Genomic DNA, 11,582 nt, shown 5'->3' on the forward strand with positions numbered 1-11,582 from the left:
CCGTCAGGCGGCCGCCGGATCGGGAAGCAGGATCCATACGCGGGCCCCGCCGAGCGGTGAGTCGTCGAGACCGATGCGCCCGCCGTGCGCTTCGATCACACGGCGGCAGGTCGACAGGCCGATGCCGAGCCCTTCGGCCTCGGAATCCCCGCGCTCCATGAGGGCGAAGACGCGTTCGCGGTCGGTCGGCGGCACGCCGGGACCGTTGTCGTCGACGGTGATGCGCCACCCGCCGTGGACAGCATGCGCCTCGACTCGCACCTGCGGGACCCGCCCCGCCGCGGCAGTGAACTTCAGGGCATTGGCGACGACGTTCTGCAGGACTGCGCGCAGGAGAGTGGGGTCGCCGACGGGCTCCACGTCGATGTCCTGTCGGATGCCGGCACCCGAGGCCGTGATCGGCGCGTCGAGATCCTCGACGACGGCATGCATCACGGCATCCAGGTCGACCCGCTTCCGCTGCGGGCTCGCACCGCCGACGCGGGCGTAGGAGAGGATGTCGGAGATCATGGCGTTCATGCGGTCGGCCGCCGACTCGGCGCGGGCGAGCACGCGGGCCGCCTCGGGGGCGTTGTCCATGTCGGGACTGTCGATCGCCAGCTCGAGGAAGCCGGTCAGAGCCGTCAGCGGATTGCGGAGGTCGTGGCTGATCTGCCCCGCGAACCGCGAGAGCTGATCGTTCGACGCGCTGAGCTCGCGGCTGATGCGGCGGAGCTCGAGCAGATCGACAACCTGATGCGCGAGCAGGTCGAGCGCCTCGCGAGACGACTCGTCGAGGTCGCCGACCGAGTCGTTGAACACGCAGAGGGTGCCGATGGCGACCCCCGCCGGCGTGATGAGCGGACTCGACGCGTAGAACCGTACGTGCGCGATCTCGCCGGTGACGAACGGGTTCGCGGCGAAACGCTCGTCGAGTCGCGCATCCGGCACGATGACCCGGCCGGGCCGGGCGATGACCGCGGCGCACATCGAGTCCTCGCGCGAGCACACAGCCGGTTCGAAGCCGACGGCGGCGATCTGGTGCTGCGAGCGGTCATCGATGATGTTGATGACCGCGGTGTCGACACCGCAGACCGTGGCGGCCAGGCGCACGATTCCCTGCAGGTCGGGCGCGGGCGCCTCACCGATCACGTGATAGGCGTCGATCGCTTCGCGGCGGGTGATGTCGAGTTGCGTGACCATGGCACTCTTACGCTATCCGCGTTCCGGGCGGCAGGCTCCGCGCCGGCGTCCTCGTCCGAGACCAGGCTCCCGCCACCAGCAGACCGGCGACGGCCACCTGTCCCCCGAGCCCGACGAACCAGCTCGGCACCGTCCGCTCGCGGATCTCCGCGGGGGTAGAGACCACCTCGTCGCGAACCGGACGGCATTCGTCGAAGCCGGTCTCGAGATCCGGCGCGATCTGCGCCTGACGGACCCCCGATGCGATCTGCCCGAACAGGTCGACGGGGTAGCCTAACCGGTCGTACTCGGCGGGTGTCGCGTCCGCCAGGATGACGAACGGATTGGCTGCGAGCACCCACCAGACGCGATCGAACCGCGGCACGGTGTACGTCGATTCCTGCGGCTCGCCGCACACCATGCGGGCCGGATCGTTCCAGCACTCGTCGCTGCCGTCGACGCACTGCGGCGACCCGTCGGGGTTGTACATCGCGGGGCGATAGGTCGTGGTCGCCTCGCTCGAGAAGGCCGTCGCGCCGAGGCCGAAAGCGATGAGCGTTCCGAAGACGAGCGCCGAGACCACGAGGTAGGTCGCCGCCACAGAGAAGAGCGGGCGGGCGATGAGGCCGCTCAGCCCGACGCCGATCGCGGCGATGATGCCGATCTCGATCACGAGGACGACCAGCGAGACCACGACGACGACGGGGTCCACTCCCCCGGCCAGGGTCGCGATGACGAGGAAGGGGGCCGCGACGGCAGCGAAAGCGAGACCCGTGATCCAGGCCGCGAGGACCTTGCCGAGCAGGATCTCGGAGGTGCGCGCGAGGGTCACCTGGACCGGAGCGAGGGTCGCGGCATCCCGGTCGCCGTTGACGGAGTTTCCGCTCAGTGTCGGCGAGACGAGCACGACGAGCAGCAGCGTGATGATGACGATCGTGGAGTAGATGCCGGCGCCCCGCTGGTCCGCTTCGGAGACGATCCCGCCGAAGGCCAGGAACGCGAGCGCCGTCACACCGATGAGAAGCACCGCGAAGATTCCGAGCAGCACGTACCACGACACGGTGCGCACGCGCTGGAGCAGCTCGAGCCGAGCGACGGTCCACAGTCGGGCGATGCTCATGACGCCTCCGTCCCCTCGGCACCGAGATCGAGGAAGGTGTGCTCGAGCATCCCGGTCGCTGCCGAGAACTCGGCGACGGCGACACCGGCATCCACCAGCGCCCGCAGCCCCGCAGCCGCATCGCCCTCGGAGGCGAACGGGATCAGCACGTCGCGACGGTCGATCGGCACCCGTGCGACGTCGAGCCCGAGAGCCGTCGCGATCGGGAGCACCGCGGCCTGGGCGTCGAGGTCGGCGACGCGCACGCGCCAGGCGCGGGTGCGGCGCGCGGCCGCGGCGACCCGGTCGGGGCTGACGGTCGCGCCGTCGAGGAGGAACACCGCGTCGTCGACGACCTCCTCGAGCTCGGAGAGGATGTGGCTGGAGATCAGTACGGTCTTGCCGGCGGCGGCGAAGCCGCGCAGGAGCCCGCGCAGATCGACCCGCGCCTGGGGGTCGAGTCCCGAGGCCGGCTCGTCGAGGAGGAGGACGGACGGGTCGTGCACGAGCGCGCGAGCAAGCCCCAGCCGCTGCTTCTGCCCGCGCGACAGCACGCGAGCGGCCGACCCGGCCAGCCCCGCGAGTCCGACCTGATCGAGGAGCTCGCCCGCGCGGCGAGCCGCGGCGGACGTGTCGAGATCGTAGAGCCGGCCCGTCATCTCCAACGTCTCGCGCACCGTGAGCGAGCCCCAGGCTCCGAGCGCGTCGGGCATCCATCCCAGCCGCGCGCGGGCCTGCGCCGGGTCGGCGACGGGGTCGATACCGGCGATCCGGATGCTGCCGGCATCGGGCTGCAGCAGCGACGCGAGCATCAGCAGCAGCGTCGTCTTGCCGGCGCCGTTGGGTCCCACGAGCCCCGTGACGGCCCCGGCTCGCGCATCCAGGTCCACGCCGCGCACAGCCTCGACCCGCCCGAACGATCGACGGACATCACGGACGCTGATCCCGGCGGTGAGCATGTCCGACACCCTAGGGGACGGCGGTGGCGGGATCGAGCGGCGGATCCGAGAGGGGCGAGTCGGCCCGCGGGAGCCGCACGACCGCGGTGGTGCCCTGCTCCGCTCGGGGCAGCAGGCGGATGTCGCCGCCGTGGGCGCGGGCCAGCCCCCGCGCGAGCGAGAGCCCGAGGCCGAGTCCCTGCTCGGCGCTTCGGCGCGACCGCGCGGTGCGGTAGAACCGCTCGAAGGCCTGTCTGCGCTCGGCGGGACTCATCCCCGACCCGGCATCCGCCACGGCGATCGCGATCTCTCCCGGCTCGGTCATGATCGTCACCGTCACGTCACCGCCGGGAGGAGACGCCTGCCGGGCGTTGCGCAGCAGCTCCGTGATGATCGAGTGCAGATCGCGGGCACCGATCCGCGCGTCGGCCGGGGCGCCCGACACCTGGACCCTCACTCCGGCCCCACCGTCGCCCGCATCGGCGGCGGCGCGGTCGACGACGGCACGCACGTCGCACGACGTCGGCCCGGGCGCCACGTGCGCGCGACCGGTCGCGAGCATCAGTTCGACCGTGTGCTCCAGGCGCTCGGCGGCGCGGTGAACGGTCTCCCAGCGGTCGCGATGCTCGGGCATCGCCCCGGCGACCGCGAGCTCGGCGTTGCCGAGGATCACCGTGAGCGGAGTGCGCAGCTCGTGACCGACCGTGTCGAGGAAGCGGTCGCGCACGTCGACCGCCTCGACCAGCTCGGTCACGTCCTGAGCCACGACGAGCACTCCGATGGGCTCGCCGTCGAGGGCGATCGGCCGCGCCACGAAGCTCAGCGCCACCTGGTCGCCCGGCTGGCCGACCCACACGCGACGCGGTTCGGCGAGTTCACCCGAAAGGATGACGCCGCGGAGCCAGGGGCCCAGCGCGATCGGAGTGACCCTGTCCTCCTCGTAGACGGACGTCCCCCCGTCCTGATCGAGCGAGATCGCGATCCCGGCGCGCCGTGAGAGCGCGCGTGCCGGGGCGTTCGCGAGCAGCACCGCGTCATCGTCGCCGAAGACGACGATCGCGTCCGGGCTCGTGTCGAGCAGTTGTTGCAGGGCCGCGTCGGTCCGGCTCGACGACTCGAGCGCCTCGGCCAGCCGATGTCGGGCGCGCCGGGCGCTCGTCCGCTGGCGTCCGAGATCGACGGCGACGAAGCGACTGCCGATCGCGAACATGCCGAGCAGCGCCGGCACCGTCACGAGCGACACCCACTCGCCGAGCCCCGACGGGACGGCGGGCGACGCGGCAAGAGGAAGCAGCCCCGCGACGACCACGCCGAGCGCCGTGACGACGGGTGGGAACGCGAACGCGAGCCAGGCGATCGGGAAGATGACGAGCATCCCGGTCACCGGCAGCAGATCGATCGCACTGCTGCGCAGCGGCGCGCAGGCGAGGATCGACACGAGCGGGACGATGCACACCCAGACGGTTCCGCGGGTCGGCTTGTCGTGCCAGATCAGTCCCATCGCGATGCAGGCCGCCACGATGACGCCGACGCCCGCGACGTACATCGCGGTGATGCGCGCGGGTTCGACGACCGCGACGGTCATGGAGATCATCGCGGTCGACGCCCCCATCAGATATTGGGCGTACGGCTGGATCCGGGGTCTGCTGAGCATCGGGCCTCATCCGCGGGCATCCGCTCGCCCGACGACGATCACCCTCGCGATCCGGCGGCGCCGCTGTCAAGTCCGAGAACGTCGGACGTGTCAGCGTCCGAAGACCTCGACCCCGAGATCGGGGTGGTCGACGAACACGCCGTCGACAGCGGATGCCGCGAGCTCGCCCCACTCGCCGCGGTAGTCCCCCCACGCGGTCCGCCCGCCGGCGCGTCGATGGCGCCGGACGAGGAAGGCGTTCTCGGGCCGTGCGGTCCACGTGAACACGACCAGCCCGCGCTCGTGCGCGGCGCTGACGAGGTCGCGCCCGCCGTCCGCGCCGCGCGGCGGGTCGAGGATCATCCGTTTGTCGAGGCTCACCCCGGCGACGCGTCCGCGGAGAGCGTCGAGCCCCGCCGGCGAGACCCACTCGCGGTAGCCGCGGGCCCGGCCGCCCTCGGTGGCGACCAGGTCGTACGGTGCGCCGTCGGCCTCGAGGAGGAAGATCCGGGTGCCGTCCACCCCGGCGGCGGCGAGCCGGTCGAGGATGGTCAGCTCGAACGACTCGATCCACAGCGGGAGGTGGGCCGCGTCGAGCCGGGCCGCCGCGAGCTCGGCGCCGATGAGGGCGGCCACGTCGAAGCCCGCGCCCGCGAAGAACGTCGCGTGCTTGATCTCGACGACGATGCCGGGTCTGCGCCCGGACGCCTCGGCGAACCTCGCGACCAGGTCGAACAGATCCCGCAGCCGCAGCATCGGCTCCGCCCCGTCGCTTCGGGCGCTGTCGGGCCGCAGCTGCGGGAGTCGCTCGCGGCAGCGCAGCCGCGACAGTTCGTCCCACGTGAAGTCTTCGGCGAACCAACCCGTGACCTCGACGCCGTCGACCGCCTTCGTCGTGCGCCGCGGCGCGAACTCGGCGTGGTCGGCGACGTCGGTCGTCGAGCCGATCTCGTTCTCATGGCGGATGATCGCGACGCCGTCCCGACTGAAGACGACATCGGGCTCGACGGCATCCACGCCGCTCTCGAGCGCGAGGAGATACGAGGAGCGCGTGTGCTCGGGCAGATACCCGGGCGCACCACGGTGGCCGATCACGAGCGGGCGGGTCACGGTCTCAGGCTAGGGCCGGGCGCGCCCGGTTTCGCTGAGGGCGATCGGCTTCATGGCCTGCTCACAGCAGGGAACGCACACCGCGGGAACCGGTTCCCGTAGGCTGGGTGAACACGGCATCCAGCTGTGTCGACCCTCGACTTGGAGTGTGAGAGCAGTGGCCCTCAATAACCCCGCATTCGACAATCCCGCGTTCAAGGAGCAGCGGCCGGGTCTGACGCCGCCCGCCGCCCCCGGCATGCAGACCGCCTCGGCGCAGCACGCCGGTGTGGATGTCGCCGCCCAGGCGCAGCTCGAAGGCATGTACGCCGCACCGGCCGCCGGTGCCCGTGAGACCTCCCGTATGACGGTCGAAGACACCGTCGTCAAGACGCTCGGGCTCTTCGCGATCCTCGTCGCAACGGCCGTCGTGGGTTGGGTCTGGACGCTCCTGCCGGTGACTCCCGCGAACCCCAACCCCACGATGATGCCCTGGATCATCGGTGCGCTGGGCGGCTTCGTCCTGGCGATGGTCGTCACCTTCACCTCGCGAAAGAAGGTCCGCCCCGGCCTGATCTTCGGTTACGCCGCATTCGAGGGCCTCTTCGTCGGCGGCATCTCCGCCTACCTGGAGTTCATCTTCCCGGGGATCGTCATGCAGGCGACCCTCGCGACCCTCGCCGTCGTCGGCGTGACCCTCGCGCTGTTCGCGAGCGGCAAGGTCCGCGCGTCGGCCAAGGCCACGAAGATCTTCATGATCGCGATGCTCGGCTACCTCGTCTTCTCGCTGCTCAACGTCGGCCTGATGCTCTTCGGCGTCATCCCGGGCGACCGGATGTTCGGCCTGCACAGCATGGAGGTGGCCGGCATCCCGCTCGGTCTCATCATCGGTGTGCTCGTGGTCATCATGGCCGCGTACTCGCTCGTGCTCGACTTCGACAACATCCAGCAGGGCGTGCGCAACGGCGCGCCCCGTCAGTACGGCTGGGTCGGCGCGTTCGGCATCATGGTCACGGTCGTCTGGCTGTACGTCGAGATCCTCCGCATCATCGCGATCCTGCGCGGCAACAACTGACGCTCCCCCGCGATCCTCGAAGGCCCGTCCGGTTCGCCGGGCGGGCCTTCGTCATGCGCCCGCGCAGTATGGTTCGACGGGAGGAACCATGAGACGCGGCTCGAATCTGCCGGCCGTCGGCACGTACAACCAGACGCTCGTGCTCGACCTGATCCGGCGCTCCCCCGAGGGCATCAGCCGTATCGAACTGGCCGCCCGCACGGGGCTCTCCGCGCAGACGCTCAGCAACGTCGCCCGCCGTCTCGTCGCCGAGGGCTGGGTACGCGAGGGCACCCCGGTCGTCACCGGCCCCGGCAAGCCCCGGACCCCGCTCCAGCTCGACCCCGCGGCGCGCTGCGCCGTCGGCATCCATCTCGATCCGGCCGTCGAGACGGTCGTGGTCGTCGACCTGCTGGGCCAGGTCGTCGCACAGACCGAGCGCACCCCACGGCCCGATGCGACACGCGAGCAGATCCTCGACGACCTCGTCGGCACCGTGGAGTCCCTGCTCGCCGAGGGCGGCCGATCGCGCTCCTCGGTGCTCGGGATCGGCGTCGCCACCCCGGGCCCGCTCGACGCAGAGGCGGGCGTCCTGTTCGAGCCCCCGCTCCTGCCCCCGGTCTGGCACGACCTCGCCCTGGGGGCTCTGCTGCACGAGGCGACGGGGCTGCCGACGACGGTCGAGAAGGATGTCGTCGCGGCGATGGTGGGCGAGCTCTGGCGGGACGCCGCCCAGGAACTGCAGGACTCGATCTTCGTGTACTACGGGGCCGGCGTCGGAGCGGGGCTCGCTGTGGACGGCACGCCGATCCGGGGCCGAACGGGCAACGCCGGCGACGTCGCCCACCTCGTCGTCGAACCCGGCGGTCCGGCGTGCGGATGCGGTCAGCACGGATGCCTCGGCGCCGCCATCGCGCCCGAGCGACTGCTCGTCGACGCCGGCGTCATCGACGGCGGAGAGCCGGTCGCCGCCTCTGCCCTCCGCGAGCACGTGCGCGATCTCGCCTCACGCGCGCAGCGCGGGAACGACCGCGCCATGACCGCCGTACGGCGCGCGGGGGCGAGCCTCGCGCGGGCCGTCGTGCAGATCAACAACCTCCTCGACGCGGATGTCGTGGTCGTCGGCGGCCCGCTGTGGACGCTGCTCTCGGCGACCGCGGGTCCCGCCCTCGTCGAGGCGGTCGCGTCCAGCACCGAGACGGCCACGGTCCGCGGCATCCGGGTGCTCGAGAGCGGCCTGGTCACCGACGCGGCCGCTGTCGGCGCCGCGTGTCTCGTGCTCGACGCCGCGATGACGCCGCGCCCGACCGACCTGATGATCGCCGGCACGACGGACTGACCTCGGCAAGAAAGGTCCGGCGAAGCCTTGTTCTTTTATTCCATTTGGTTTATAAAAGACGTGCGCGCGCACCAGCGCCCTCGTCAAAGCAAAGGAGCTTCGACCATGAAGAGATCCACCACGACCGCGGCGGTCGTCGGAATCGCGGCGTTCTCACTCGCTCTCACGAGCTGTGGCAGCGGTGGCGGGGACGGCGACGCGTCGTCCGACACGATCCGGGTCGCCTATCAGAAGACCACCTCGTTCACGGCGATGGACGAGCTGATGAAGAAGGTGAAAGAGGAGTACGAGGCCGCGAACGAGGGGATGACCGTCGAGCTCGTGCCGATCGAGGCCGAGCAGGACCAGTACTTCACCAAGCTGGCGCTGATGAACGGGTCGGCGGGGACCGCCCCCGATGTCATCTACGAGGACACCTTCCAGATCCGATCGGATGCCGCCGCCGGATACCTGCAGCCCATCGACGACTACCTCGCCGACTGGGACCAGTGGGAGCAGTACGACGACGGCGCCAAGCAGGCCGGCCTCGGCGACGACGGCAAGACGTACGGCGTCTCGCTCGGCACCGACACCCGGGGCCTCTACTTCAACAAGCAGCTCTTCGCTGCGGCCGGCCTGCCCGAGGACTGGGCGCCGAAGAGCTGGGACGACGTGCTCGAGGCCGCGCGGACCATCAAGGAGAGCAATCCCGACGTCATCCCGTTCAACATCTACGCGTCGCAGGCGCTGGGCGAGGCGACCTCGATGCAGGGCTTCGAGATGCTGCTCTACGGCACGGAGGACGAGCTGCTCGACACCGACACGAACAAGTGGGTCACCGGGTCGGCCGGGTTCCTCGACGCGCTCGAGTTCTACCAGACCGTCGCCGAGGAGAAGCTCGGCCCCGACCCCGCGCAGGCGCTCGACGCCGGTTGGGGCACGAAGGTCAGCACCGAGCTCCTCCCCCAGGGCGGAATCGCGATCGCGCTCGATGGCTCGTGGCTGCCGAGCAACTGGATCGACGGCGAGAACGCCTGGCCGGAGTGGGAGCAGACCATGGGCTTCGCCGCGATGCCGACGCAGAACGGCGGCGGCGACGGCTTCACCTCGATGTCCGGCGGTTGGACGCTCGCGATGGGATCCAACGCGAAGAATCCGCAGGCCGCGTTCGATTTCATCGCGCAGGCGCTGACCTTTGAGAACGCGCTGATGTACCACCAGGAGGCCGGGCAGATCGCGGTGCGCAAGGATGTCGCCGCCAGTCAGGAGTACCTCGACTACAACCCGTCGTTCGAGTTCTTCTCATCGCTCGTGCCGTACACCCACTTCCGGCCGGCGACGCCCGACTACTCGCAGATCTCGGCGAACATCCCGCGCGCGACCGAGTCGATCTTCACCGGTCAGGCGACACCGCAGGATGCCCAGGCCGCGTACGACTCCGCTCTCGTCGGCATCGTCGGCGAGGAGAACACGCAGGCGGGCTGATCCAGCGATGACCGCCACCGCCACCGTCACCACCGGCGGTCGGCACCGTCCGGGCCGGGACATCACCTCCCGGTCCGGCCGGTCGGCCGGCCGTGCCGCCGCACGACTGCTCCCGCTGCTGCCCGCGGTGCTCCTGCTGCTGGCCTTCATGCTCGGACCGATCGTCTACGCGCTCTACGGCTCGCTGACCGACCGCGCGATGACCGGCCCCCGCGCCGCGAACCCGCAGTTCATCGGACTCGACAACTACACGGCCCTCTTCACCTCGGGAGAGTTCTGGCTCTCTCTCGGGCTCACCGTCGTGTTCGTCCTCGCGTCCGCCGTGATCGGTCAGAACGTGCTCGGGATGCTGCTCGCCGTCCTCATCCGCAACTCGGTGAAGCCGCTGCGTTCGCTCGTCGGCGGACTCGTGGTGCTGGCGTGGGTGCTGCCCGAGATCGTCGCCGCCTTCGCCCTCTACGCCTTCTTCCAGACCGACGGCACGCTCAACACGTTCCTCGGCTGGTTCGGACTCGAGGGCACGAGCTGGCTGTACTACTTCCCGATGCTCGCGGTCATTCTCGCGAACATCTGGCGGGGTACCGCCTTCTCGATGATGGTCTACAACGCGGCACTCGCCGAGGTGCCGCCGGAGCTGATCGAGGCCGCGACGATCGACGGCGCAGGAGCCTGGCAGCGCTTCATCCGCGTCACCCTCCCCGTCATCCGCCGTTCCATCTCCACCAATCTGCTGCTGACGACGCTGCAGACGCTCGGCGTGTTCACGCTCATCTGGGTGATGACCGGGGGCGGTCCGGGAACGCAGTCGTCGACGCTCCCCGTGCTGGCGTTCCAGGAGGCGTTCAAGTTCGCCCAGGTCGGATACGGCACCGCGATCGCGGTCGTGACGCTCCTGATCGGCGCGGTCTTCTCCGCCGTCTACATCCGCATCCTCAAGCCGGAGGTCGATTGACATGGCCACCATCGCCACCTCCGTCTCGGCGCCGCGGAAGCGGGCTCAGACCGCGCTGTCATCGGTGATCCTCGCGGCCATCGGCGTGCTCTTCCTCGTGCCGCTGCTGTGGATCGTCTTCGCGTCGTTCGACGGCGACGCGAAGGTCACGATGAAGGTCCCCGAGACGTGGACGCTCGAGAACTACACGCAGGTGATGACGTGGGAGCTCACGTTCCAGCCCCTCCTGAACTCGATCCTCGTCTCGCTCGGAACCGCCGTCATCACCGTGGTCGTCGGAGTGCTGGCGGCCTACCCGCTGTCGCGCTACGCGATGCGGTTCCAGAAGACCTTCATGTACGCCATCCTCTTCGGCACCGGGCTGCCGATCACCGCCATGATGGTGCCCGTCTACGCGCTGTTCGTCTCGTTCGGACTGCTCGACTCGGTCTGGGGCGTCATCGTCTTCATGGCCGCGACATCGCTGCCGATGGCGATCTGGATGCTGAAGAACTTCATGGACTCGGTGCCGATCTCTCTCGAAGAGGCAGCCTGGGTCGACGGCGCCGGGTCGATGCAAGCCCTCGCGCGCATCGTCATCCCGCTCATGCGCTCGGGCATCGGCGTCGTGTTCATCTTCGTCTTCACGACCGCCTGGGGGAACTTCTTCGTCCCCTTCGTGCTGCTGTTCACGTCGTCGAAGTTTCCGGCGGCGGTGTCGATCTTCAATTTCTTCGGTCAGTACGGCTCGATCGCCTACGGGCAGCTCGCCGCCTACTCGGTGCTCTACGCCGCACCGATGGTGGTGCTGTACGTCCTCGTCCAGCGCTTCTCGGGCGGCTCGTTCGCCCTCGCCGGCTCCGTCAAGGGCTGA

10 protein-coding genes are annotated in these 11,582 nt (G+C 70.0%); 5 read left to right on the forward strand and 5 right to left on the reverse strand.

What is annotated here, in order from left to right; genetic code table 11:
- Nucleotides 1–3: 3 nt before the first annotated feature.
- The 5 genes from CI089_RS03530 to CI089_RS03550 all read right to left on the reverse strand — a co-directional run bounded on the left by CI089_RS03530 (nucleotide 4) and on the right by CI089_RS03550 (nucleotide 5,941).
- On the reverse strand, nucleotides 4–1,182 hold the full coding sequence (locus CI089_RS03530; RefSeq protein WP_094260285.1) for a sensor histidine kinase: 1,179 nt from the start codon (nucleotides 1,180–1,182) through the stop codon (nucleotides 4–6).
- A 7-nt stretch (nucleotides 1,183–1,189) separates the two neighbouring features.
- Nucleotides 1,190–2,281: an ABC transporter permease gene (locus CI089_RS03535; protein WP_094260286.1), complete on the reverse strand. Its 1,092-nt coding sequence runs from the start codon at nucleotides 2,279–2,281 to the stop codon at nucleotides 1,190–1,192.
- Nucleotides 2,278–3,219, reverse strand: coding sequence for an ABC transporter ATP-binding protein (locus tag CI089_RS03540; RefSeq protein WP_094261223.1), 942 nt, complete (start codon nucleotides 3,217–3,219; stop codon nucleotides 2,278–2,280). The genes CI089_RS03535 and CI089_RS03540 overlap by 4 nt, the downstream gene beginning before the upstream one ends.
- A 10-nt stretch (nucleotides 3,220–3,229) precedes the next feature.
- Entirely contained in the window at nucleotides 3,230–4,852 is a 1,623-nt protein-coding gene (locus CI089_RS03545; protein WP_094260287.1) for a PAS domain-containing sensor histidine kinase, read from the reverse strand.
- A 90-nt stretch (nucleotides 4,853–4,942) separates the two neighbouring features.
- On the reverse strand, nucleotides 4,943–5,941 hold the full coding sequence (locus CI089_RS03550; RefSeq protein WP_094260288.1) for a glycerophosphodiester phosphodiesterase family protein: 999 nt from the start codon (nucleotides 5,939–5,941) through the stop codon (nucleotides 4,943–4,945).
- Between the two features lie 157 nt (nucleotides 5,942–6,098).
- On the opposite strand from CI089_RS03550, the gene CI089_RS03555 reads away from it, so the two are divergent.
- The 5 genes from CI089_RS03555 (at nucleotide 6,099) to CI089_RS03575 (ending at nucleotide 11,582) form a co-directional block, all read left to right on the forward strand.
- Entirely contained in the window at nucleotides 6,099–6,995 is an 897-nt protein-coding gene (locus CI089_RS03555) for a Bax inhibitor-1/YccA family protein (protein ID WP_179223216.1), read from the forward strand.
- A gap of 88 nt (nucleotides 6,996–7,083) precedes the next feature.
- Nucleotides 7,084–8,313 (forward strand): ROK family transcriptional regulator, encoded by a 1,230-nt coding sequence (locus CI089_RS03560; protein WP_094260290.1) that lies wholly within the window; start codon nucleotides 7,084–7,086, stop codon nucleotides 8,311–8,313.
- Nucleotides 8,314–8,418: 105 nt separating this feature from the next.
- Nucleotides 8,419–9,777 carry an extracellular solute-binding protein gene (locus tag CI089_RS03565; RefSeq protein WP_094260291.1) on the forward strand — a complete coding sequence of 453 codons (1,359 nt, stop codon included), beginning with the start codon at nucleotides 8,419–8,421 and terminating at the stop codon, nucleotides 9,775–9,777.
- 7 nt (nucleotides 9,778–9,784) lie between these two features.
- The gene (locus tag CI089_RS03570; RefSeq protein WP_094260292.1) at nucleotides 9,785–10,729 is read left to right on the forward strand and encodes a carbohydrate ABC transporter permease; all 945 of its coding nucleotides are present in this window, start codon (nucleotides 9,785–9,787) and stop codon (nucleotides 10,727–10,729) included.
- Nucleotide 10,730: 1 nt separating this feature from the next.
- The gene (locus tag CI089_RS03575) at nucleotides 10,731–11,582 is read left to right on the forward strand and encodes a carbohydrate ABC transporter permease (protein ID WP_094260293.1); all 852 of its coding nucleotides are present in this window, start codon (nucleotides 10,731–10,733) and stop codon (nucleotides 11,580–11,582) included.

This window comes from Microbacterium sp. Yaish 1, assembly GCF_002245215.1.
Classification (GTDB): domain Bacteria; phylum Actinomycetota; class Actinomycetes; order Actinomycetales; family Microbacteriaceae; genus Microbacterium.

Excerpts from the sequence above, each read along its gene's own strand:
- CI089_RS03545 (WP_094260287.1), bottom strand. The coding sequence starts at position 4,852 with ATGCTCAGCAGACCCCGGATCCAGCCGTACGCCCAATATCTGATGGGG.
- CI089_RS03570 (WP_094260292.1), top strand. The coding sequence starts at position 9,785 with ATGACCGCCACCGCCACCGTCACCACCGGCGGTCGGCACCGTCCGGGC.
- CI089_RS03575 (WP_094260293.1), top strand. The coding sequence starts at position 10,731 with ATGGCCACCATCGCCACCTCCGTCTCGGCGCCGCGGAAGCGGGCTCAG.
- CI089_RS03560 (WP_094260290.1), top strand. The coding sequence starts at position 7,084 with ATGAGACGCGGCTCGAATCTGCCGGCCGTCGGCACGTACAACCAGACG.
- CI089_RS03535 (WP_094260286.1), bottom strand. The coding sequence starts at position 2,281 with ATGAGCATCGCCCGACTGTGGACCGTCGCTCGGCTCGAGCTGCTCCAG.
- CI089_RS03530 (WP_094260285.1), bottom strand. The coding sequence starts at position 1,182 with ATGGTCACGCAACTCGACATCACCCGCCGCGAAGCGATCGACGCCTAT.
- CI089_RS03565 (WP_094260291.1), top strand. The coding sequence starts at position 8,419 with ATGAAGAGATCCACCACGACCGCGGCGGTCGTCGGAATCGCGGCGTTC.
- CI089_RS03540 (WP_094261223.1), bottom strand. The coding sequence starts at position 3,219 with ATGCTCACCGCCGGGATCAGCGTCCGTGATGTCCGTCGATCGTTCGGG.